The 22114-nt window shown below is 70.1% G+C and carries 22 protein-coding genes; 18 read left to right on the top strand and 4 right to left on the bottom strand.

Features of this window, described 5'->3' with window-relative positions:
• Nucleotide 1 precedes the first annotated feature (1 nt).
• On the top strand, nt 2-1588 hold the full coding sequence (locus tag ACWD11_RS13305; RefSeq protein ID WP_389419373.1) for an ABC transporter substrate-binding protein: 1587 nt from the start codon (nt 2-4) through the stop codon (nt 1586-1588).
• Nucleotides 1589-1650: 62 nt separating this feature from the next.
• Here ACWD11_RS13305 and ACWD11_RS13300 read toward each other — a convergent pair whose 3' ends face one another.
• On the bottom strand, nt 1651-2322 hold the full coding sequence (locus ACWD11_RS13300; RefSeq protein ID WP_389419372.1) for a response regulator: 672 nt from the start codon (nt 2320-2322) through the stop codon (nt 1651-1653).
• Between the two features lie 257 nt (nt 2323-2579).
• Complete coding sequence (locus ACWD11_RS13295) at nt 2580-3563, bottom strand: RecB family exonuclease (RefSeq protein ID WP_451282963.1); 984 nt, start codon at nt 3561-3563, stop codon at nt 2580-2582.
• A 157-nt stretch (nt 3564-3720) separates the two neighbouring features.
• On the opposite strand from ACWD11_RS13295, the gene ACWD11_RS13290 reads away from it, so the two are divergent.
• The 3 genes from ACWD11_RS13290 (at nt 3721) to ACWD11_RS13280 (ending at nt 6877) form a co-directional block, all read left to right on the top strand.
• Complete coding sequence (locus ACWD11_RS13290; protein ID WP_451282961.1) at nt 3721-5139, top strand: site-2 protease family protein; 1419 nt, start codon at nt 3721-3723, stop codon at nt 5137-5139.
• 38 nt (nt 5140-5177) lie between these two features.
• Nucleotides 5178-6080: a tRNA (adenine-N1)-methyltransferase gene (locus tag ACWD11_RS13285; protein WP_389419369.1), complete on the top strand. Its 903-nt coding sequence runs from the start codon at nt 5178-5180 to the stop codon at nt 6078-6080.
• Nucleotides 6081-6298: 218 nt separating this feature from the next.
• Nucleotides 6299-6877: a hypothetical protein gene (locus ACWD11_RS13280; RefSeq protein ID WP_389419368.1), complete on the top strand. Its 579-nt coding sequence runs from the start codon at nt 6299-6301 to the stop codon at nt 6875-6877.
• Nucleotides 6878-6898: 21 nt separating this feature from the next.
• Here ACWD11_RS13280 and ACWD11_RS13275 read toward each other — a convergent pair whose 3' ends face one another.
• Nucleotides 6899-7201 carry a ferredoxin gene (locus ACWD11_RS13275; protein ID WP_389419367.1) on the bottom strand — a complete coding sequence of 101 codons (303 nt, stop codon included), beginning with the start codon at nt 7199-7201 and terminating at the stop codon, nt 6899-6901.
• A 446-nt stretch (nt 7202-7647) separates the two neighbouring features.
• Here ACWD11_RS13275 and arc point away from each other — a divergent pair, with 446 nt between their 5' ends.
• From arc to prcA, 6 genes are all read left to right on the top strand, one after another.
• Nucleotides 7648-9414 carry a proteasome ATPase gene (arc, locus tag ACWD11_RS13270; protein WP_389419366.1) on the top strand — a complete coding sequence of 589 codons (1767 nt, stop codon included), beginning with the start codon at nt 7648-7650 and terminating at the stop codon, nt 9412-9414.
• Between the two features lie 232 nt (nt 9415-9646).
• Nucleotides 9647-11158 carry a depupylase/deamidase Dop gene (dop, locus tag ACWD11_RS13265; protein WP_389419365.1) on the top strand — a complete coding sequence of 504 codons (1512 nt, stop codon included), beginning with the start codon at nt 9647-9649 and terminating at the stop codon, nt 11156-11158.
• Between the two features lie 189 nt (nt 11159-11347).
• Complete coding sequence (locus tag ACWD11_RS13260; protein WP_030244016.1) at nt 11348-11566, top strand: ubiquitin-like protein Pup; 219 nt, start codon at nt 11348-11350, stop codon at nt 11564-11566.
• A gap of 18 nt (nt 11567-11584) precedes the next feature.
• Nucleotides 11585-12190: an endonuclease VII domain-containing protein gene (locus ACWD11_RS13255; RefSeq protein WP_389419364.1), complete on the top strand. Its 606-nt coding sequence runs from the start codon at nt 11585-11587 to the stop codon at nt 12188-12190.
• Nucleotides 12142-12987 carry a proteasome subunit beta gene (gene prcB / locus ACWD11_RS13250; protein ID WP_389419363.1) on the top strand — a complete coding sequence of 282 codons (846 nt, stop codon included), beginning with the start codon at nt 12142-12144 and terminating at the stop codon, nt 12985-12987. Before ACWD11_RS13255 ends, prcB begins: the two co-directional genes overlap by 49 nt.
• A gap of 60 nt (nt 12988-13047) precedes the next feature.
• Nucleotides 13048-13803, top strand: a complete 756-nt coding sequence (prcA, locus tag ACWD11_RS13245; RefSeq protein ID WP_389419362.1) for a proteasome subunit alpha — start codon at nt 13048-13050, stop codon at nt 13801-13803.
• A 76-nt stretch (nt 13804-13879) separates the two neighbouring features.
• On the opposite strand, the gene ACWD11_RS13240 is transcribed toward prcA, so the two are convergent.
• Nucleotides 13880-14896, bottom strand: a complete 1017-nt coding sequence (locus ACWD11_RS13240; RefSeq protein ID WP_451282958.1) for a LacI family DNA-binding transcriptional regulator — start codon at nt 14894-14896, stop codon at nt 13880-13882.
• Nucleotides 14897-15001: 105 nt separating this feature from the next.
• Between ACWD11_RS13240 and ACWD11_RS13235 the strand changes: the two genes are divergently transcribed.
• The 8 genes from ACWD11_RS13235 to ACWD11_RS13200 all read left to right on the top strand — a co-directional run bounded on the left by ACWD11_RS13235 (nt 15002) and on the right by ACWD11_RS13200 (nt 21899).
• The gene (locus tag ACWD11_RS13235; RefSeq protein WP_451282956.1) at nt 15002-16261 is read left to right on the top strand and encodes an MFS transporter; all 1260 of its coding nucleotides are present in this window, start codon (nt 15002-15004) and stop codon (nt 16259-16261) included.
• A 9-nt stretch (nt 16262-16270) separates the two neighbouring features.
• The gene (pafA, locus tag ACWD11_RS13230; RefSeq protein ID WP_389419359.1) at nt 16271-17632 is read left to right on the top strand and encodes a Pup--protein ligase; all 1362 of its coding nucleotides are present in this window, start codon (nt 16271-16273) and stop codon (nt 17630-17632) included.
• A 128-nt stretch (nt 17633-17760) separates the two neighbouring features.
• Nucleotides 17761-18762 (top strand): FKBP-type peptidyl-prolyl cis-trans isomerase, encoded by a 1002-nt coding sequence (locus ACWD11_RS13225; protein WP_389419358.1) that lies wholly within the window; start codon nt 17761-17763, stop codon nt 18760-18762.
• Nucleotides 18763-18823: 61 nt separating this feature from the next.
• Nucleotides 18824-19195 carry an FKBP-type peptidyl-prolyl cis-trans isomerase gene (locus ACWD11_RS13220; RefSeq protein WP_451282954.1) on the top strand — a complete coding sequence of 124 codons (372 nt, stop codon included), beginning with the start codon at nt 18824-18826 and terminating at the stop codon, nt 19193-19195.
• 160 nt (nt 19196-19355) lie between these two features.
• Nucleotides 19356-20309 carry a helix-turn-helix transcriptional regulator gene (locus ACWD11_RS13215; RefSeq protein ID WP_389419357.1) on the top strand — a complete coding sequence of 318 codons (954 nt, stop codon included), beginning with the start codon at nt 19356-19358 and terminating at the stop codon, nt 20307-20309.
• A 19-nt stretch (nt 20310-20328) separates the two neighbouring features.
• Nucleotides 20329-21336, top strand: coding sequence for a helix-turn-helix transcriptional regulator (locus ACWD11_RS13210; protein WP_389419356.1), 1008 nt, complete (start codon nt 20329-20331; stop codon nt 21334-21336).
• A gap of 73 nt (nt 21337-21409) precedes the next feature.
• Nucleotides 21410-21694, top strand: coding sequence for a hypothetical protein (locus ACWD11_RS13205; RefSeq protein WP_389419355.1), 285 nt, complete (start codon nt 21410-21412; stop codon nt 21692-21694).
• Nucleotides 21695-21704: 10 nt separating this feature from the next.
• Entirely contained in the window at nt 21705-21899 is a 195-nt protein-coding gene (locus ACWD11_RS13200; protein WP_389419354.1) for a hypothetical protein, read from the top strand.
• The last annotated feature ends 215 nt before the right edge of the window (nt 21900-22114 follow it).

Below are 22114 nucleotides of genomic sequence, written 5' to 3'. Positions count from 1 at the left end.
CGTGAACATGCGCAACCAGTGGCCGGTCCTGCCTGTGATGGCGGGGCTGGCCTCCGGCCTGCTGACCGGCTGCGGCACGGAGACCGGCGGCTCCGCGAGCGACAGCTCCTCGGTGGTGATAGGGATGTCCGACGACGTCCTGGCCACCGACCCGGCGTCCGGCTACGACCCGGGCTCCTGGCTGTTGTTCAACAACGTCTTCCAGTCCCTGCTCAGCTTCCCCAAGGGCGGCACCGACCCCGAGCCGGACGCCGCCGAATCCTGCGCCTTCACCGACACCCGGACCAAGGTCTACGAGTGCACGCTGAAGGACGGGCTGAAGTTCAGCAACGGTGACCCGCTCACCTCGAAGGACGTCAAGTTCTCCTTCGACCGCATGCTGAAGATCAACGACGACGCCGGTCCGGCGATCATGTTCCCGATGCTGGAGAAGGTCGAGACCCCGGACGAGAAGACGGTCGTCTTCCGGCTGAACACCCCGGACGCCACCTTCCCGAGCAAGATCGCCTCGGGCGCCGGCTCCATCGTCGACCACCGCCAGTACGACGCGGGCGGACTGCGCGAGGACGGCGAGGCCGTCGGCTCCGGCCCCTACAAGCTGGACTCCTTCAGCGACGACGAGGCCGCCTTCTCCGTCAACGAGCACTACACCGGCAACGCCGAGACCAAGAACTCCGGCGTCACCATGAAGTTCTTCCACGGCGACCGGACCGCCCTGCGGACCGCGCTGCGCGAGAAGCAGATCGACATCGCCTACCGAGGTCTCAGCGCCGCCGACATCGCCGAGATCGAGAAGGCCGACGACAGCTCCAGCTCCGGCGTCGAGATCGTCGACGGCACCGGCGCCGAGGTACAGCACCTGGTCTTCAACATGGACGACCCGGTCGCCGGCCGGCTCGGCGTCCGCAGGGCCATGGCCTACCTGCTCGACCGCGAGGCCCTTGTCGAGGACGTGTACCAGGGCACCGCGACCCCGCTGTACTCGATCATCCCGGCGGGCATCGGCGGCCACAACACCGCCTTCTTCGACACCTACGGCGCCCGCCCCTCCAAGGCCAAGGCCGCGGCGGCCCTGCAGGCCGACGGCATCACCGGCAAGGTGAAGCTGACGCTGTGGTCGACCCCGTCGCGCTACGGCCCGGCCACCGACGAGGAGCTGAAGGCGATCGCCGGGCAGCTCAACGCCAGCGGCCTGTTCGACGCCGAGGTGAAGTCCGTCGCGTACGAGCAGTACGAGAAGGACATCGCCGCCGGCAAGTACGGCGTGTACGTCAAGGGCTGGGTGCCGGACTACCCGGACGCCGACAACTTCACGTCGCCCTTCTTCGGCGAGGGCAACGTGCTGGGCAACAACTACAGCAACGACACCATCACCGGCACGCTGATCCCGCGCACCGGCGCCCAGAGCGACCGCACCGCGACCGAGGACGACTACGGCCGGCTCCAGGACATCGTGGCCGCGGAGCTCCCCGTCCTGCCCATCTGGCAGGCCAAGCAGTACGCGGTCGTCCACGACGGCGTGTACGGCCTGGAGTACTGCCTCGACGCCTCCACGGTGTTCCGCTTCTGGGAGCTCAGCAAGGGCTGAGCCCGCACACGCGCGAGGGCGCCCGCTTCCTTCCGGGGAAGCGGGCGCCCTCGCGTCGGTCCCTACTGCGCGCCGGGGCGCACCAGCCCGCTCTCGTACGCGTACACCGCGGCCTGCACCCGGTCGCGCAGGCCCAGTTTGGTGAGCACGTGCCCGACATGCGTCTTGACCGTGGTCTCGCTGACGAACAGATCGGCGGCGATCTCGGCGTTGGACAGCCCGCGCGCCACCAGCTTCAGCACCTCCACCTCGCGGTCGGTGAGGGTGTGCAGGGTGTCCGGGACGGGCTCCTCGCCGGACGGCAGATGCGTGGCGTACTTGTCGAGCAGCCGACGCGTGATGCTCGGTGCCAGCATCGCCTCGCCCCCGGCCACCACCCGGATGGCCTGCACCAGCTCATTGGCGGGGGCGTCCTTCAGCAGGAAGCCGCTGGCGCCCGCCTTTAGCGCCTCCACCACATACTCGTCGAGGTCGAAGGTGGTCAGCACCAGCACCTTGGCCGGGCCGTCCCGCCCGGGGCCGGTGATCTGCCGGGTCGCCTCCACCCCGTCCATCCGCGGCATGCGGATGTCCATCAGAACCACATCGGGCTGCAGTGCCCGCACCTGGTCGAGTGCCTGAAGGCCGTCTCCGGCCTCGCCCACGACCGCGAGATCCTGCTCCGCCTCCAGGATCATCCGGAAGCCGGTACGCAGCAGCGGCTGGTCGTCGACCAGTAGGACGCGGATGGCCACGTAAGTCTCCTTCGCTAGTCCGGCCCCATTCTGCCCTGCGCGCGCTCACCCGACTCCGCCGCCCTGACCGGTTCCCTTTCAGCCGCCCTGACCGGCAGCGGCTTGTGCTTCCCGGGAGACGCCCCCCGAACCGCGTGAGCCGCCCTCATCGGCGGCGGGCTGTGCTTCCCGGGGACGGCCCCGAACCGCCGTGGGCCCCTGACCGGCAGTCGGTTGTGCTTGCCGGGGGACGCCACCCGCATCTTCGGCCGCCCCCGTCAGCCGCCCTGGCCGGCAGCCGCCTGTGCTTCCTGGGGGACGACGGCCGGACCCCCGGTCGAGCCGTCGTCGGCCGCCCGGATCGGCAGCGGGTAGGGCGGGGGAGTGCCGCCGAATTCCGGGCAGTGTTCCTGGTGGTCGCACCAGCCGCACAGCTTGGTCGGCCTCGGCCGCCAGTCGCCGGTCTCGGTCGCGGTGCGGATCGCCTCCCACAGCGCCAGCAGCTTGCGCTCCACCCGCTCCAGGTCGGCGAGCACCGGGTCGTACGTCAGGACGTCACCGCTGCCGAGATACACCAGCTGGAGCCGGCGCGGCACGACGTTCTTCAGCCGCCACACCACCAGGGCGTAGAACTTCATCTGGAACAGCGCGCCCTCGGCGTACTCCGGCCGGGGCGCCTTGCCCGTCTTGTAGTCGACGATCCGCACCTCGCCGGACGGCGCCACGTCGACCCGGTCGATGATGCCGCGCAGCCGCAGCCCGGAATCCAGCTCGGCCTCGACGAACAGCTCGCGCTCGGCCGGTTCCAGCCGGGTCGGATCCTCCAGCGTGAACCACCGCTCGACCAGCTGCTCGGCCTGGTCGAGCCACCGCGCGAGCCGCTCGCCCTCCGGATCCTCGGCGAACAGCTCCTGGACCTCCGGCCGGGACTCGCGCAGCCGGTCCCACTGCCCCGGGATCAGCGACTTGGCGCGGGGCGCGGTCCGCTCGGCGGCCGGGGCGTCGAAGAGCCGCTCCAGCACCGCGTGCACCAGCGTGCCCCGGGACGCCGCCTCGCTGGGCTTCTCGGGCAGCCGGTCGATCACCCGGAACCGGTACAGCAACGGGCACTGCATGAAGTCACCCGCACGCGAGGGCGACAGCGAGGCGGGCACTATGGCGAGCGGCACGGCCCGCCCGCCGTCCGCCACACCCTGCGCCTGCGATGCCGTAGGGGCCTCGGCCGCCACCGACGGCTCCCCGTCCTCCGTGCTCGTCTCCATGCCCACAGACCTTACGGCCCGGCACTGACAGTCACCCGAGCGGCGTCACGCGAACACAGGGGGTGCCGGGGCGGATCGCGTCGCGCCGGACGCATACCATCGACCAGAGACCCTTCCGCCCGGCAGGCGCGGAAGACGCTTCGAACGAGGGGACACCGTGGACGAGAGCGGCGGGAGCGGGCAGCCGCGGCCCGGCACCGAGGAGCCGGCCAGCCACCACGCAACACCGACGACCCCGCCCGCGAACCCGGCCCCCCAGGAGCCCTCGGACCCGCCCCAGGCCCCCGGGGACGAGACGCCGCGCAAGGATGCGGACCCGCCCCGGCGGACCGCCACCGACACCCCGCCCTCCGACGAGCGGGGCCCCGCCGCGCCCGACCGCCCCCTCGCCCACTCCGGCGCCGGCAAGCCCCCCAAGCCCCCCGCGCCCCGCGGCGGCCTCCTGATGGGCCGCCCCTTCGGCGTACCGGTGTACGTCGCGCCCAGCTGGTTCCTGGTCGCCGCCCTGATCACCTGGGTGTTCGGCGGCCAGCTCGACCGGGTACTGCCCGAACTCGGCGCCGCCCGCTATCTCGTCTCCCTCTTCTTCGCGGTCGCCTTCTACGCCTCCGTGCTCGTGCACGAACTCGCGCACACCGTCGCCGCCCTCCGCTTCAAGCTCCCGGTCCGCCGTATCCAGCTGCAGTTCTTCGGCGGCGTCAGCGAGATCGAGAAGGAGTCCGACACCCCGGGCCGCGAGTTCGTCCTCGCCTTCGTCGGCCCCCTGCTCTCCCTGATCCTGGCCGGCCTCTTCTACGGCGCCATGCAGGCCGTGGAGCCCGGCACCGTGCCCGGCGTGCTGCTGGCCGGCCTGATGATCTCCAACCTCATCGTGGCCGCCTTCAACCTCCTGCCCGGCCTCCCCCTGGACGGTGGCCGGATGCTCCGCGCCGTCGTCTGGAAGATCACCGGGAAGCCGATGAGCGGCACCGTCGCCGCCGCCTGGGTCGGCCGCGCGCTCGCCGTCTCCGTGCTGATCGGGCTCCCGCTGCTCACCCAGTCCGGAGCGCTCGGTTCCAACGCCGAGGACAACGTCGGCATGGACACCGTCATGGACGCCCTGCTGGCCGCGATCCTCGCCGCGATCATCTGGACCGGCGCCGGGAACAGCCTCCGGATGGCCCGGCTGCGCGAACACCTGCCCGAACTGCGCGCCCGCTCCCTGACCCGCCGCGCGGTCCCCGTGGAGGCGGACACCCCCCTCTCGGAGGCCCTGCGCCGCGCCAACACCGCCGGGGCCCGCGCCCTCGTCGTGGTCGACGCCGACGGCACCCCGCGCTCCCTGGTCCGCGAGGCCGCCATCGTCGGCGTCCCCGAACACCGGCGCCCCTGGGTCGCCGTCGGCGGCCTCGCCCAGGACCTCACCGAGGGCATGCGGGTCTCCGCGGAACTGTCGGGGGAGGAGCTGCTGGAGGCCCTCCGGGCGACTCCGGCCACCGAGTACCTGGTGGTCGAGGAGACGGGGGAGATCTACGGCGTACTGTCGGCGGCGGACGTGGAGCGGGCCTTCGTGAAGGCGATGGCCCGGCCTTCCTGATGGTCGGCGGGCCCGGTAAACCCCGGTAGTCTGTTCACATGTCCGAACCGACCGGTGCCGCCCGCAGGCGCGGGCCCTTCAAGGTCGGGGACCAGGTTCAGCTGACCGACCCCAAGGGCCGCCACTACACGTTCACGCTCGAGGCCGGGAAGAATTTCCACACCCACAAGGGTTCCTTCCCGCACGACGAACTGATCGGCGCTCCCGAGGGCAGCGTTGTCCGCACCACCGGGAACGTCGCCTACCTCGCGCTGCGCCCCCTGCTCCCCGACTACGTCCTGTCCATGCCCCGCGGGGCAGCCGTCGTCTACCCGAAGGACGCGGGGCAGATCCTCGCGTTCGCCGACATCTTCCCCGGCGCCCGCGTGGTCGAGGCCGGCGTCGGCTCCGGCTCGCTCAGCAGCTTCCTGCTGCGCGCCATCGGCGACCAGGGCATGCTGCACTCCTACGAGCGCCGCGAGGACTTCGCCGACATCGCCCGGCAGAACGTGGAGCGCTACTTCGGCGGCCCCCACCCCGCCTGGCAGCTCACCGTCGGCGACCTCCAGGACAACCTGTCCGACACCGACGTCGACCGGGTCATCCTCGACATGCTCGCCCCCTGGGAGTGCCTGGACGTCGTCAAGAAGGCGCTCGTCCCCGGCGGCATCCTGTGCTGCTACGTCGCCACCACCACCCAGCTCGCCCGGACCGTCGAGTCCATCCGCGAGATCGGCTGCTTCAACGAGCCGACCGCGTGGGAGTCGATGATCCGCAACTGGCACGTCGAGGGCCTGGCCGTCCGCCCGGACCACCGGATGATCGGCCACACCGGCTTCCTGCTCACCGCCCGCCGCCTCGCCGACGGTGTCGAGCCGCCCATGCGCCGCCGCCGCCCCGCCAAGGGCGCCTACGGCGAGGACTACGCGGGACCCAACGCCGACGGCGGCTCCGGCCGCTGAGGGTGGCCCCCCGCCGCGTACAACGTATCGGCGCCGTGGTCGAGTTCCCCTGGAGCACCGGGAACTCCACCGCGGCGCCGTTGTGCTGACGGCCCGCCATCCGTGGTCCCCATTTCGTCACCGGAACGGCACACCCCCGCCGTTCCCCCGTGGTGTGACGTGTGGCACCATGCCTGGCACCCCCCCCACCGGCACAGCCCTCGCGGGAGACACCCCTAGTGCAGCACTCCGCCGTCCCGGAACTGGCCCACACCCACACCCGTCCGATCCACTGGCTCGCGACCGCCACCGCCCTGGCCGCTGTCGTGGCGCTCTCGTCGGTCCTGCAACCGGACGCGGCCAACGCCGCCCAGGCGGCGGGCCCGCAGTCCAGGACCGCCCCCGCCGCCGTCGCGGCACCCGACCCCGAAGGCGTCGACTTCCCGCTCGAATGCGGCCCGGTGAAGGCGATCGTGGTCAAGAAGGCGTCGGGGGACCTCGATGGCGACGGCCGCCCCGAGACCGTGGTCGTCGTGCACTGCGACGCCCCCATGGGCACCCCGCCGGACGGCGTCTACGTCCTCACGCGCGGGACCGGCAGCGAGCGGCCCCGGGTGGTGGCGACCCTCGTCGACCCGAAGGACCGCCAGACCGTCAGCGAGTTCGCCGTACGCGAGGGGGCCGTCACCGCCACCCTGCTCGGCTACTCGACGGCCGACGTGCCCAGTTGCTGCCCCGACGTCACCGACCGCGCGAAATGGCAGTGGGACGACGGCGCGTTCGCCCGCTCCACCCCGGCCGGCGCCCAGAGCGTCTGACGACCCTCGGCGCCCGGCGCGTCACGGCGCGTCGGGCCCGTACACCTCGACCCGGTCCGCGACCCGGCGGACATGGATGCACTCGCCGGGACACTCCTTGGCCGAGTCCACGACATCCGTGAGCAGCGGCAGCGGCACCCGGGTCGTGGCGCCCTTGTCCTGGAGGAGCTCGTCGTCCGCGCTCTTCACATAGGCGAGCCCGTCGATGTCCAGTTCGAACACCTCGGGCGCGTACTGGGCACAGATGCCGTCGCCGGTACAGAGGTCCTGATCGATCCAGACCTCCAGCGCCTCGCCGACCCCGGCCTCCAGCTCCACGTCCATGTCTCCTGCCATTTCCCACGCCGTCCGACCGGCCCCCTGGCGGGACGGGCCCGCACCGGCGGCCGTTGACCGACTTCGACCCTACCTCCGCTCCACCGCCGGTCGACCGCCGCCCGATCGTCACCCGACCCGCCCGCACGGGCACCCAGGGTCACGGACCCGGGTCACCGGATTCGGCCCCGGCATATGCGGCCCCGACCGGCCCCGCGGCGGCTCTCTCCGTGCCTCCGACCCGCAACTCCAGCCAAACTTGACGGTGTTTGACCACTCCGGCCCGGAACAGGCCGCTTCCGAAAGACGTTGAGTGGGTATCCACACGGCGTGAGAACAGCTCAGGGTGTGGCCGACGACACACCTTGACAGTCTTTGTGATCTAGGGGTTTCAATCGACACCCACCCAGGTAGGGTCTGGAAGCGTCCAGCTCCCCTTGGAGGAGGTGAGGACCGTGGCAGCCCACGACGACGACATGAACCGCGGCATCCGCCCGGGACGAGGGTCCGAAGACCCTGCCGGGCAGATCGCCTACCTTGAGCAGGAGATCGCCGTCCTGCGACGTAAGCTCGCCGACTCTCCGCGACACACGAGGATTCTCGAAGAGCGGATCGTCGAGCTGCAGACCAACCTGGCCGGCGTGTCCGCCCAGAACGAGCGACTCGCCAACACGCTCCGTGAGGCCCGCGACCAGATCGTGGCCCTCAAGGAAGAAGTCGACCGGCTCGCACAGCCGCCGGCCGGCTTCGGTGTCTTCCTCACGGCGAACGAGGACGGCACCGCCGACATCTTCACCGGAGGACGCAAACTCCGGGTGAACGTCAGCCCAAGCGTCGAACTCGACGACCTGCGCCGCGGCCAGGAAGTCATGCTCAACGAAGCGCTCAACGTGGTCGAGGCCATGGAGTACGAGCGCGTCGGGGACATCGTCACCCTCAAGGAGATCCTGGAGGACGGCGAGCGCGCCCTGGTACTGGGGCACACCGACGAGGAACGGGTGGTGCGGCTCGCGGAGCCGCTGCTGGACGTCACCATCCGTCCCGGCGACGCCCTGCTGCTCGAACCCCGCTCCGGCTACGTCTACGAGGTGGTCCCCAAGAGCGAGGTCGAGGAACTGGTCCTCGAAGAGGTCCCGGACATCGGCTACGAGCAGATCGGCGGTCTGGGCAACCAGATCGAGATGATCCGCGACGCGGTCGAGCTTCCGTACCTCTACCCGGACCTGTTCAAGGAGCACGAACTGCGCCCGCCCAAGGGCGTGCTGCTCTACGGGCCCCCCGGATGCGGCAAGACGCTCATCGCCAAGGCGGTCGCCAACTCGCTGGCCAAAAAGGTCGCCGAGGTCACCGGCCAGGCCACCGGCAAGAGCTTCTTCCTCAACATCAAGGGCCCCGAGCTCCTCAACAAGTACGTCGGCGAGACCGAGCGGCAGATCCGCCTGGTCTTCCAGCGTGCCCGTGAGAAGGCCAGCGAGGGTACCCCCGTCATCGTCTTCTTCGACGAGATGGAGTCCCTCTTCCGCACCCGCGGCTCCGGTGTCAGCTCGGACGTGGAGAACACCATCGTCCCGCAGCTCCTCGCCGAGATCGACGGTGTGGAAGGCCTCCAGAACGTGGTCGTGATCGGTGCCTCCAACCGCGAGGACATGATCGACCCCGCCATCCTGCGCCCCGGCCGGCTCGATGTGAAGATCAAGATCGAGCGTCCGGACGCCGAAGCAGCCAAGGACATCTTCCAGAAGTACCTCACCGAGCGCCTTCCGCTGCACCCCGAGGACGTCGGGGAGCACGGCGGCGACCGGGGTGCCACGGTCCAGGGCATGATCCAGACCGCAGTGGAACAGATGTACGCCGAATCCGAGGAGAACCGCTTCCTGGAAGTCACCTACGCCAACGGAGACAAGGAAGTCCTCTATTTCAAGGACTTCAACTCCGGCGCCATGATCGAGAACATCGTCGGGCGCGCCAAGAAAATGGCGATCAAGGACTTCCTGGAGCACAACCAGAAGGGCCTGCGCGTCTCCCACCTCCTCCAGGCTTGCGTGGACGAGTTCAAGGAGAACGAGGACCTGCCGAACACCACCAACCCGGACGACTGGGCCCGGATCTCCGGCAAGAAGGGCGAGCGGATCGTCTACATCCGCACCCTGATCACCGGAAAGCAGGGCGCGGACACCGGACGCTCCATCGACACGGTGGCGAACACCGGTCAGTACCTGTAAAACACAGGGCGGCTGCGGGTGCCCTCAGCGGGTACCCGCAGCCGACTGTTTTGCGGCCACGACCGGAGCAGGGAATGACGCAAATGATCTCCCCACCAGCGCAAAGGCGTTCTAGGCTCTTCCGTACCGCCGAGTCGCGCAGTGCGGGGACGGGCACCGCACACGCACCGGAGCGCCAGCGGTACTTGAGCAGCGCCCCCGACCGAGGGCGCCGCCGGGCAAGGAGGGCCGCATGACCGTACGGCGAGTAATGGGCATCGAGACGGAGTACGGGATCTCCGTCCCCGGTCACCCCAACGCCAATGCCATGCTCACCTCATCCCAGATCGTCAACGCCTACGCGGCGGCGATGCACCGGGCCCGCCGGGCCCGCTGGGACTTCGAGGAGGAGAATCCGCTGCGCGACGCGCGAGGCTTCGACCTCGCCCGCGAGGCCGCCGACTCCAGCCAGCTCACCGACGAGGACATCGGCCTGGCCAATGTCATCCTCACCAACGGCGCGCGGCTCTACGTCGACCACGCCCACCCCGAGTACAGCTCCCCGGAGGTCACCAACCCGCGTGACGCCGTGCTCTGGGACAAGGCGGGCGAACGCATCATGGCCGAGGCCGCGGAACGCGCCGCCCAGCTGCCGGGCGCCCAGCCGATCCACCTCTACAAGAACAACACCGACAACAAGGGCGCCTCCTACGGCACGCACGAGAACTACCTGATGAAGCGGGAGACCCCCTTCTCGGACATCGTGCGCCACCTCACGCCCTTCTTCGTCTCCCGCCAGGTCTTCGCCGGGGCGGGCCGCGTCGGCATCGGCCAGGACGGCCACGAGCACGGCTTCCAGCTCAGCCAGCGGGCGGACTACTTCGAGGTCGAGGTGGGCCTGGAGACGACGCTGAAGCGCCCGATCATCAACACCCGCGACGAGCCGCACGCCGACGCCGAGAAGTACCGCCGGTTGCACGTGATCATCGGGGACGCGAACCTCTCGGAGATCTCCACGTACCTGAAGCTGGGTACGACGGCGCTGGTGCTGTCCATGATCGAGGACGGCTTCATCGCCGTCGACCTGGCCGTGGACCAGCCCGTGCGCACCCTCCACCAGGTCTCCCACGACGCCGGCCTCAAGCGCCTGGTCAAGCTCCGCAGCGGCCGGACGCTCACCGCGGTCCAGCTCCAGATGGAGTACTACGAGCTGTCCCGCAAGTACGTCGAGGAACGCTTCGGGGCCGACGCCGACGACCAGACCAAGGACGTCCTGGCCAGGTGGGAGGACACCCTCAACCGCCTGGAGAACGACCCCATGAGCCTGGCCGGCGAGCTGGACTGGGTCGCCAAGCGGGAGCTCATGGAGGGCTACCGGCGCCGGGACACCCTCGACTGGGACGCCGCCCGGCTCCACCTGGTCGACCTCCAGTACGCCGACGTACGCGCCGAGAAGGGCCTCTACAACCGTCTCGTGGCCCGCGGGCGGATGAAGCGGCTGCTGGACGAGGCCGACGTCGACCGGGCCCGCACCAAGCCGCCGGAGGACACGCGCGCGTACTTCCGCGGCCGCTGCCTGGAGCAGTACGCCGACGACGTCGCCGCGGCATCCTGGGACTCGGTGATCTTCGATCTGCCGGGCCGGGACTCCCTCCAGCGGGTCCCAACCCTCGAACCGCTTCGCGGAACGCGTAATCACGTCAAGGAGCTGCTGGACCGCTGCCGCACCGCGGAAGACCTGGTCAAGGTGCTGTCCGGCGGCTGAGCGGGTACCCGGGGCGAGGCAGCCGGGCAGGGTGGAAAAGCCGCCGTCCGGGAATCATCGAGGTGGCCCCCGCACGTTGTGGAAAGTGCGGGGCCGATGTCAGACCGGGCTTGTAGGGTCTGATCATCACCGATCGGCAGGAATGTCGACCTGGCGACCATGTCGGGCGAACTGAGCGGGGTGAGGGTTATGGCAACCAAGGACACCGGCGGCGGACAGCAGAAGGCCACACGCTCCACCGAGGAGGTCGAGGAGCAGGCCGCAGAGGCCCAGGCTTCCGAGGACCTCAAGGAACGGCAGGAGAAGCTGAGCGACGACGTCGACTCCGTCCTGGACGAGATCGACGACGTCTTGGAGGAGAACGCCGAGGACTTCGTTCGGTCATTCGTTCAGAAAGGCGGCCAGTAGCCTTCGAATCGAAGGTTCATGGGGATCGAATTGGCGAATGAAGAGGGCGGCAAGCGCTGCGTGCGGTGTGGCGAGGACAAGCCGTACGCAGCCTTCGCTCGCAAGCGTTCCAATCTGGACGGTCTGCAGCACCACTGTCGGGATTGCGCATCGGACTATCACCGGCAACAGCAGCTGAGCTTGGGGCGGAAGGTGCGCCCCAAGGTGGGCGTGCCCGAGGGGCACAAGCTCTGTCTCAAGTGCGGTGAGGTCAAGCCGTGGAGCGAGTGGCACCGCAATGCAACGGCCTCGGACGGGTTATCGACGCGCTGCAAGGCGTGTCGAGCCGTCGAGGGGCGCGCAGGCCACCTGAAGCGCCACTACGGCCTCACCGAAGCCGAACGCGACGCGATGGTCGCCTCTCAGATGGGGCTCTGTGTGATCTGTCTGAAGGCTCCGGCCGTTCATGTGGATCACTGCCACAAGACGGGTAGGGTCCGTGGCGTACTGTGCTTCAACTGCAATTCGGCCATCGGCAAGTTGGGAGACGACCCCGACGCCGTCCGCCGGGCCGCCGCTTACTTGGAAGGAATCGCGTGGAAGCCAACACTCGTAGCACCGGGCGTCTACCAGCTGCCTTCCTGACGCCTGGGTCCTCGTCCTTCATGGACTTTCTCTCCGAGCATCAGCCCGAAATGCTGCCCGGCAAGCGTCAACTGCCGCCCGTGCAGGGCGTGATCGAGGCGCCGCACGGGACGACCATCGTGGCCGCCACGTTCCCCGGGGGTGTCGTGCTCGCCGGTGACAGGCGGGCGACGATGGGGAATGTCATCGCCCAGCGCGACATCGAGAAGGTCTTCCCCGCCGACGAGTACTCGGCCGTCGGCATCGCCGGCACCGCCGGTCTCGCCGTCGAGATGGTGAAGCTGTTCCAGCTGGAGCTGGAGCACTTCGAGAAGGTCGAGGGCGCCCAGCTGTCGCTGGAGGGCAAGGCGAACCGGCTGTCGACCATGATCCGCTCCAACCTGGGCATGGCCATGCAGGGCCTGGCCGTCGTGCCGCTCTTCGCGGGCTTCGACGTGGACCGCGGCAAGGGCCGCATCTTCTCCTACGACGTGACCGGCGGCCGTTCCGAGGAGCAGGGCTACGCGGCCACCGGCTCCGGTTCGATCTTCGCTCGCGGTGCCATGAAGAAGCTCTTCCGCAGCGACCTGACCGAGGACGAGGCCACCACCCTGGTGGTGCAGGCCCTGTACGACGCGGCAGACGACGACTCGGCGACCGGTGGTCCCGATGTCGCCCGCCGGATCTACCCGATCGTCACCGTGATCACCGAGGACGGCTTCCGCCGGCTGACCGATCAGGAGTCCTCCGAGATCGCCCGCTCGATCCTGGAGCGGCGCCTGGAGCAGCCCGACGGCCCGCGGGCCGCGCTGCTGTAGGCGGCGGTCCGGTCTTATCAAGGTGATCCTGTGACTCCGACAGAAAGGGACGGATAACCGGTGTCGACGCCGTTCTATGTCTCCCCCCAGCAGGCCATGGCCGACCGGGCGGAGTACGCCCGCAAGGGCATCGCACGCGGTCGCAGCCTGGTCGTGCTGCAGTACGCCGACGGCATCGTGTTCGTCGGCGAGAACCCGTCCCGCGCGCTGCACAAGTTCAGCGAGATCTACGACCGGATCGGCTTCGCGGCCGCCGGCAAGTACAACGAGTACGAGAACCTGCGGATCGGCGGCGTCCGGTACGCCGACCTCCGTGGCTACACCTACGACCGGGACGACGTGACCGCGCGCGGTCTGGCCAACGTCTACGCCCAGACGCTGGGCACGATCTTCTCGTCCGCGGCGGAGAAGCCGTACGAGGTGGAGCTCGTCGTCGCGGAGGTCGGGGAGACGCCCGAGGGCGACCAGATCTACCGGCTGCCGCACGATGGCTCGATCGTCGACGAGCACGGCTCGGTGGCCGTCGGCGGCAACGCCGAGCTGATCAGCACCTACCTGGACCAGCGTCACCAGGACGGCATGACGCTGGCGGAGGCGCTGAAGCTGGCCGTGCAGGCGCTGTCCCGGGAGTCCAACGGCTCGCAGCGGGAGATCCCCACCGAGCGGCTCGAGGTCGCGGTGCTGGACCGGACACGTCCGCAGCAGCGCAAGTTCAAGCGCATCGTCGGCCGTCAGCTCGGCCGGCTGCTGGAGGTCGGCGGCGCGTCCACCGAGGCCGAGAGCGCGGACGGCCCGGACGACACCGACGAGGAGTGACCCCGCCCGGCTGATCCCACCCGCCTGACCCCGCGGTACCCGCCCCGGCCGATCCCTCGGCCGGGGCACAGGCGTCTCAGGAGGCGCGCGGCGGGGCCGTGGAGCCCCGCACGACCAGTTCCACGGGGATGTCGCCCGCCTCGGGCTCACGGCCCTCCAGGACGGCCAGCAGGGCTCGCATGCCGCGTTCCCCGAACAGCTCGGCGTCCAGGCGTACGGTCGTCAGCTCCGGGTCGATGGCGGTGGCGAGGGCGAGGTCGTCCAGGCCGGTGACCGAGAGGTCCTCGGGGACGCGCAGGCCCAGGCGCCGGGCGGCCTTGTAGGCACCGGCGGCAAGTTTGTCGTCGTCGCAGATCAGAGCGGTGGGGCGGGGGCCGGGCGTGGCGAGGGCGGTTTCGGCGGCCCGTTGGGCGCCCTCGATCGAGATGGGTGCCCGGGCGGTGGTCAGTTCGGTGCCCGGGACGGCGGCCACGCGCGCGTGCAGTTCCCGGGCGCGGACCTCGAAGGTCCAGGAGGGCACGTCCGCGGCCAGGTGCAGGAAGCGGCGGTGGCCGAGGCCCAGCAGGTGCTCGGCGACCTGGCGTACGGCGTCGGCGATGTCGAGGTTGACGGTGGCCGCGCCGAGGCTGCCGGCCGGGTCGCTGTCGAGCATCACCAGGGGCAGCTGGTCGCCGCGGATGGCGGTGAGGGCGTCGGCGGCCATGGAGGAGGCGATGACACCGTCGAGGGCGGCCTGGGCGGAGGCGAAGGGGTCGCGGGCGGGGCCGATGCCCTCCGGGGAGGGGTACAGGACGACGCCGAAGCCGTGCGCGGCGGCGACCCGGGCGGCGCCGGTGTAGACACCGGCGAAGAACTCGGTGGTGAGCGCGGGGACGACCAGCAGGACCGTGCGGGTGCGGCCCAGGCGGAGATTGCGGGCGGCCAGGTTGGGCCGGTAACCGAGGTCGCGGGCGGCCTCCCGGACCCGTTCCGCGGTGGCCTCGGAGACCCGGCCGCGCCATTTGTCGCCGAGCACGAGGGAGACCGCGGCCTGCGAGACGCCGGCGGCCTGGGCGACGTCACGGCTCGTGGGGCGCGTACTGCCTCGTACCACCGTGGGCCTGCGCTTTCGTCTGGACGTGTGAACAGCGCACATGGTACGTATGACGAAGGACGTTATACGTAAAACCTCATGGGTCACGGCGAGGAGTGGGCGAACATGGCTGCGGGATACCTGGAGATCCTCAGGGCGAGGCACGCCACGCGCCTGCTCGTCGGCACGCTGGTGGGACGGCTGCCGAACGCCACCGCCGCCATCGCGATCGTGCTGTTCGTCCGTGCCGAGGGCGGCAGCTACAGCCTCGCCGGGGTGCTGGCGGCGGTCTACGGTGTCGCCAACGCCGCAGGGCAGCCGCTGCTCGGCAGGCTGGTCGATCTGCACGGGCAGCCGCGGGTGCAGCTGCCGTCCGCGGTCGTCTCCGCGCTCGCGATGGCCGTGTTCGCCTTCGCGGGCATCGGACCGCTGCCGCTCGCCTACGCGGCGGTCGCGGCCGCCGGACTGTTCACGCCGCCGCTGGAGGGCGGACTGCGGGCGCTGTGGTCCTCGGTCCTGCCCAAGGAGGGCCAGGTGCACACGGCGTACGCCATGGACGCCGTGGCGCAGGAAGTCATGTTCACGGTCGGACCGTTGCTGGTCACGCTGTGCACGGCGCTGTGGTCCGCCCAGACGGCGCTGCTCGTGCTGAACGTCATCGGTGTGCTCGGGGCGCTCTCCGTGGTCGTCTCGCCGCCCTCGCGCGCGTGGCGTTCGGCGCCGCGTGAGGCGCACTGGCTGGGCGCGCTGCGCTCGCCCGGACTGCTGGCGCTGCTGGCCGCTTTCCTGTTCGTGGGCATCGCGCTGGGCTCCATCACGGTCGCGTCCGTGTCGTACGCGGACGACCACGGCGGTGACGCGGTGTACGGCTGGCTGATGGCGGCGCTGGGGCTGGGCGCGCTGATCGGCGGCACCGTGTACGGGGCCCGGCAGTGGGCCGGTGAGCCCGCGCGGCGACTGACGGTCCTGACGGCCCTTCTGGCGGTGTGTTACCTGCCGCTGATGCTGATGCCGGGCACGGTCCCCATGGTGCTGCTGACGCTGCTGTCGGGTGTGTTCCTGGCGCCCTGCATCGCTTGTGCGTTTGTGCTCGTCGACCGGCACGCCCCCCGCGGGACGGTCACCGAGGCGTTCTCCTGGCTGGTGACCACGTTCACCGTCGGCGCGTCGGTCGGAACAGGGCTGACGGGTCCGGTCGTCGAGGCCGGTGGGGCCCTGTGGGGCTTCGCCGTTCCGGGGGCCGCGGGAGGCGTGTCGCTGCTGGTCCTGCTGGCCACCGGGCGGGTCCTCGCGGCGTCCGGGCCGGGAGCGGTCATTGCGGCTTCATCGGAAAATGATCCAAACCGTGCCGTCGAACCCCGTTTCGGCACAGGGGATCGGGCGTAATGTTCAGTCATGGACCGCCGCATTTTCGGGCTGGAGAACGAGTACGGCGTCACGTGCACGTTCAGGGGACAGCGCCGCCTGTCGCCTGACGAGGTGGCGCGGTACCTCTTCCGCCGTGTCGTGTCATGGGGCCGCAGCAGCAATGTCTTTCTGCGGAACGGCGCCCGCCTCTATCTCGACGTGGGCTCACATCCGGAATACGCGACACCCGAATGTGACAACGTGACCGAGCTGGTCACCCACGACAAGGCCGGCGAACGCATTCTGGAAGGGCTACTGGTAGACGCAGAACGACGCCTGCACGAGGAAGGAATCGCGGGCGACGTCTACCTCTTCAAGAACAACACCGACTCGGCCGGCAACTCCTACGGGTGCCACGAGAACTATCTCGTCGCCCGGCACGGGGAGTTCTCCCGGCTCGCGGACATCCTCATTCCGTTCCTGGTCACGCGCCAGCTGCTGTGCGGGGCCGGCAAGGTGCTGCAGACCCCGCGCGGGGCCGTGTACTGCGTGAGCCAGCGCGCCGAGCACATCTGGGAGGGCGTCTCCTCGGCGACGACCCGCTCCCGGCCCATCATCAACACCCGCGACGAACCGCACGCGGACGCCGAGCGCTATCGACGGCTGCACGTCATCGTGGGCGACTCGAACATGTCCGAGACGACCATGCTGCTCAAGGTCGGCGCCACCGACCTGGTGCTGCGCATGATCGAGGCGGGCACGGTGATGCGGGACCTGACCCTGGAGAACCCGATCCGGGCGATCCGCGAGGTCAGCCATGACATCACGGGCCGGCGCAAGGTGCGGCTGGCCAGTGGCCGGGAGGCCTCCGCGCTGGAGGTGCAGCGGGAGTACTTCGAGAAGGCCGTGGACTTCTGCGAGCGCCGCGGGATCCGCACCGGTACCGTCGAGCAGGTGCTGGAGCTGTGGGGCCGCACCCTGGACTCGATCGAGTCCGAGGACCTCGACCGCATCGGCACCGAGATCGACTGGGTCATGAAGTACAAGCTCATCGAGCGCTACCGCGCCAAGAACAACATGACCATGTCGCATCCGCGGGTCGCGCAGATAGACCTCGCCTACCACGACATCCACCGCCGCCGGGGCCTGTACTACCTGCTGGAGAAGAAGGGGCAAGCAGCCCGGATCTGCAACGACTTGAAGATCTTCGAAGGCAAGTCCGTTCCGCCGCAGACCACTCGGGCCCGGCTGCGCGGCGACTTCATCCGCAGGGCCCAGGAACAGCGCCGGGACTTCACCGTCGACTGGGTCCACCTCAAGCTCAACGACCAGGCCCAGCGCACCGTGTTGTGCAAGGACCCGTTCCGTTCCGTGGACGACCGGGTGGAGAAACTGATCGCCGGTATGTGAGCAACGCGTTTCGGCCCCTGTGCCGGAACGCAACACGGGCGCCGTACGTTTCCCGTACGGCGCCCTTCTCACGCCGTAGAGTTGCGCGCACGCCATCTACAAGATCGACCGATTACGAGGCCCCCACCGTGCGCCGACGCTCACTTCTCATTGCCGTACCCGCCGGACTCGCCACGCTCGCCGCATGCGGGGACGAGGATTCCGGATCGAGCGAGGCGAGCGACAGCGCGTCGCCCTCGGCCCCCGAGACCTCGGCCGCGCCGTCGCCGAAGATCGTGGACGGCCCGCTGCCGGCGATCACCGCGGGCGCGAAGCTCGGCGAGAAGCCGACCATCGCCAAGGGCAGCGGTGACCCGTCGAAGGACCTCGCCGTGAAGACGGTGATCGCGGGCAACGGCGGCACCGTCGCGGAGAACGACTACGTCCAGGCCCACTACCTCGGCCAGGTCTGGGCCACGGCGAAGGTCTTCGACAACTCCTACGACCGCAAGACCCCGCTGGTCATCCAGCTCGCCAAGGGCAGCATCATCGACGGCTGGCGCTACGCCCTGGCGGGCAAGAAGGTCGGCAGCCGCGTCCAGATGGCCGTCCCCCCGACCTGGGGCTACGGCACGCAGGGCAACAGCCAGGCGGGCATCAAGGGCACCGACACGCTGGTCTTCGTGGTGGATGTGCAGGGCACCTTCAACGCCAAGAGCTCCGCCAAGGGCACCGAGGTCGCGCAGGACAACGTGGACCTGCCCAAGGTCGGCACCGACACCGACGGCAAGGCGCCCTCCATCGAGGTACCGGACACCGACGCGCCGACCAAGCTGGTGGCGAGCTACGTCCTGGAGGGTGACGGCGAGAAGGTCGGCGCCGAGGACAGCGTGCTGGTGCAGTACAAGGGCGTGCTGTGGGAGGACGGCAAGGAGTTCGACGCCACGTACACCAACAAGCAGCTCGCCTCCTTCTCGCTCCAGCAGGTCGTCAAGGGCTGGGCGCAGGGTCTGACCGGCAAGAAGGTCGGCAGCCGCGTCCTCATCGTCATCCCGCCGGACCTCGGTTACGGCGACAATCCGCCGCAGGGCAGCGGCATCAAGAAGGACTCCACGCTGGTCTTCTCGGTCGACATCCTGGCGAAGATGTGACCCCGCGAGGGATGTAAGACTGTGACCGTTGTCTCTACACCACAAGCATGGAGCTGAACACGTGAGCATCGACAAGCCGGAGATCGACTTCCCGGGTGGCGAGCCGCCGGCGGACCTCGAGATCAAGGACATCTGGGAGGGCGACGGCGAGGTGGCCCAGGCCGGCCAGACCGTCACCGTGCACTACGTCGGTGTCGCCTTCAGCACGGGCGAGGAGTTCGACGCCAGCTGGAACCGCGGTACCCCGTTCCGCTTCCCGCTCGGCGGCGGCCACGTCATCAAGGGCTGGGACCAGGGCGTGCAGGGCATGAAGGTCGGCGGCCGCCGCCAGCTGACCATCCCGGCGCACCTCGCCTACGGCAACCAGAGCCCGACGCCGGCGATCAAGCCGGGCGAGACCCTGATCTTCGTGGTCGACCTCCTGGGAGTCTGATCACTCGCCGTCCGATCACTCGGGGTCTGATCGTCGTACGACCGGACCCGATCACCTGGGGCCCATGCCTGTCCGGGCATGGGCCCTCGGCTTTTGCCGCGCCACCTGGGAGCGGTACGGTCATCGGTCGTAAGCACCATAGGGAAGGCGAAGGGCATCGATGGCCATTGCCAAGGCCGAGCGGCTCATGAATCTGGCGCTGTGTCTGCTCGGGACGCGGCGGCCGCTGAGCAAGCGCGAGCTGCGCGAGTCCATCGAGGCCTATCTGGAAGCCGGTTCGGACGACTCCTTCAACCGCATGTTCGAGCGGGACAAGGACGATCTGCGTGAGCTCGGCCTGGTCATCGAGACCGTGGAGAGCCTGGACGGTGAGGTCGGCTATCTGGCCCGCCGGGACAGCAACCGGCTGCCGCCCATCACCCTGGACGCCGAGGAGGCCGCCGCCCTCGGTCTCGCCGCCAAGGTGTGGCAGCAGGTCCGGCTCGCCGGAGCGGCCAGCGGTGCCCTGCATAAGCTGCGCGCGGCGGGGTTGCCCGAGGACGTCGACCCCTACGAGGCCCATGGCGCGCTGGAGCCGCGGATCCCCGTGCACGAGGCCGCCTTCGAGCCGCTGATGCTGGCCTGCCGCGACCGCCGCCCGGTCGTCTTCGAGTACCGCAAGGCCACCGCCGCGCGCCCCGAGCCCCGGCATGTCGAGCCCTGGGCGCTGGAGTGCTGGCGCGGCCACTGGTACCTGGCGGGCTGGGACCGCGACCGGGGCGCCGAGCGGGTGTTCCGGCTCTCCCGGATCACCGGCAAGGTCCGCTCGCGCGGCGGCAAGTACACCGCCCCGGTGCCGGATGTCGTCACCGTGCGGGAGACCGTCGCCGGCTGGGCGGGGGAGACCGCGGACCGTTCCGCGCTGATCCGGCTGCGGAGCGGCGCCGGGTACCCCTTGCGGGCGAAAGCCACCCGGGTCCGGGAACTCGGCGACGGCTGGGACGAGTTGGAGATTCCGTACGGGCACGGCCTGGACGCCTGGCTGGTGGAGTTCGGTCCCGATGTCGTCGTGCTGGAGCCCGCCGAACTGCGGGCCGACGTGATGGACCGGCTGCGTGCCGTGGCCAAGGGCTGAGGGGGAGCGGACGAGGACTGTGGCAGGCAAACCGGTCAGACCAGTGAACGCCATCGATCAGACCCGGCGGATGCTCTCCCTGGTGACCTATCTCAAGGAGCGGCCCGGCGCCCGGGTCGAGGACGTCGCGCGCGCCTTCGGCATCACCGAGGACGAGCTGGTCTCGGACCTCGATGTGCTGCCGATGTGCGGCACCAGCTTCCGCGGCGGCGATCTGCTGGACATCGACACCGACGGCGAGCGCATCTGGTGGCACAACCCCGACGATGTCGCCGAGCCCCTGCGGCTCGCCTCCGACGAGGCCACGGCGCTGCTGGTCGCCGCCCGCGCGGTGTCCACGCTGCCCGGTCTGCGCGAGGGCGACCGGCAGGCGCTGCTGCGGGCCACCGCCAAGGTGGAGGCCGCGGCCGGCGAGGCCGCCGGGGCCAGCGCCCGCCTTTCGGTGACCTTCGAGTCCGAGGGCGGTGTCTTCGCCGACGTCGACCGGGCGATCTCGGAGCGCCGGCGCCTGTGGATCCGCTACTACTCGCCGGCCCGTGACGAGGTCACCGAGCGCGAGATCGACCCCATCCGCCTGGTCAGCGTGGGCCACACCTATGTGGAGGCCTGGTGCCGCCGCTCCGAGGCGCGCCGCACCTTCCGGCTCGACCGGGTCGCCGAGATCAAGATCCTCGACGAGCCGTCCGCGCCGCCCGAGGTCGAGCTGCGGGACCTCTCGGAGGGGCTGGTGCAGCCCGCCGCCGAGGATCCGGAGGTCATCGTCGAGGTCGGACCGGGCGGGCGGTGGGTCGCGGAGTACTACCCGCACGACAGTGCGGATGAGCTGCCGGACGGCGGGCTGCGTATCTGTCTGCGGACGCCCGACCCGGCGTCGCTGAAGCGCCTCGCGCTCCGGCTCGGCCGTGAGGGCCGTATCGTCGCGCCGCCCGAGCTGGCCGAGAGCGCCCGCCGGGCGGCCCAGGAGGCGCTGGCCGCGTACGACGGGGTCGAGGCGCAGAGCACGCAGGACAACGGCATCCGGGAGTGAGCCGGAGGGGCGCCCCGGCACCGTCCGGGGGCGCCCCGCCAGGCGTACGAGCAGTCAGAAGGGGTGGAGGGGCATGAGTGATTCCGTGGTGCCCGGTGCGTCGGTGGCGTCCGCGTTCGCGGGGATGCGCAGCGTGACCCCGGTGCGGTTCAGGGCCGGCTGCCCGGACTGCCGCGGGCGGTTCGAGCTCGCCGCGAGCGCCCTGCGACTGGCCATCGGTGCCTCCAGCCGTACCACCTTCTACTCCTTCACCTGCCCGGAGTGCGGCGCGTCCGTGCGCAAGCCGGCCGGGGAGCGGATCGTCGAGCTGCTCACCGGCGGCGGGGTCCGTACCCTGCGGCTGCACTCGACCCTCTAGGCTCGGCGTCATGTTCTGGCCGATGTTCGCGATCGCTGTGGGTTTCCTGGGTCTCGCCGTTCTCGGTGTGCTCGCGGTGCGGGTCTTCCTGGAGGCCCAGCGCCTCGGCAGGCAGGTCGCCGACTCCGCGCGGCGCATCAACAGGGCGGCGGAGGATCTGGAACGGGCCGCGGTCAGCACCGCGCGGGCTGTGGACTCCCTGTGAGTCCGGCTGAGAACCCGGTGTGAGTCCTGAGCCGCATGCGTTTTGGGCCACTTCGCCCTGTCAACTTGCCACCAGCGCCAGGTACGCTGCTGGTCGCGGCCCGGAGAACGAGGCCCGGACCGCGGACCGGGAGTACGCACGGGGATTGCCTCACGTTCACCCCTGAGCGTTACGATCGCTGTCAGCACGATCCTTCGGACGCGTGTCCGACCGAT

The sequence above is a fragment of the Streptomyces sp. NPDC002776 genome, from assembly GCF_053592195.1.
The sequence above is the reverse complement of the archived record's forward strand: the minus strand, read 5'-3'. Positions and strand labels throughout refer to the sequence as shown.

Bases quoted from the DNA above. Each gene is read 5' to 3' on its own strand.
- ACWD11_RS13275 (WP_389419367.1), bottom strand. From the start codon at position 7,201: ATGGACGTGGAGCTGGAGGCCGGGGTCGGCGAGGCGCTGGAGGTCTGG.
- ACWD11_RS13215 (WP_389419357.1), top strand. From the start codon at position 19,356: ATGGCCATTGCCAAGGCCGAGCGGCTCATGAATCTGGCGCTGTGTCTG.
- ACWD11_RS13200 (WP_389419354.1), top strand. From the start codon at position 21,705: ATGTTCTGGCCGATGTTCGCGATCGCTGTGGGTTTCCTGGGTCTCGCC.
- ACWD11_RS13260 (WP_030244016.1), top strand. From the start codon at position 11,348: ATGGCAACCAAGGACACCGGCGGCGGACAGCAGAAGGCCACACGCTCC.
- ACWD11_RS13295 (WP_451282963.1), bottom strand. From the start codon at position 3,563: ATGGAGACGAGCACGGAGGACGGGGAGCCGTCGGTGGCGGCCGAGGCC.
- pafA (WP_389419359.1), top strand. From the start codon at position 16,271: ATGGACCGCCGCATTTTCGGGCTGGAGAACGAGTACGGCGTCACGTGC.
- ACWD11_RS13235 (WP_451282956.1), top strand. From the start codon at position 15,002: ATGGCTGCGGGATACCTGGAGATCCTCAGGGCGAGGCACGCCACGCGC.
- ACWD11_RS13255 (WP_389419364.1), top strand. From the start codon at position 11,585: ATGGGGATCGAATTGGCGAATGAAGAGGGCGGCAAGCGCTGCGTGCGG.
- ACWD11_RS13205 (WP_389419355.1), top strand. From the start codon at position 21,410: ATGAGTGATTCCGTGGTGCCCGGTGCGTCGGTGGCGTCCGCGTTCGCG.
- ACWD11_RS13285 (WP_389419369.1), top strand. From the start codon at position 5,178: ATGTCCGAACCGACCGGTGCCGCCCGCAGGCGCGGGCCCTTCAAGGTC.
- dop (WP_389419365.1), top strand. From the start codon at position 9,647: ATGACCGTACGGCGAGTAATGGGCATCGAGACGGAGTACGGGATCTCC.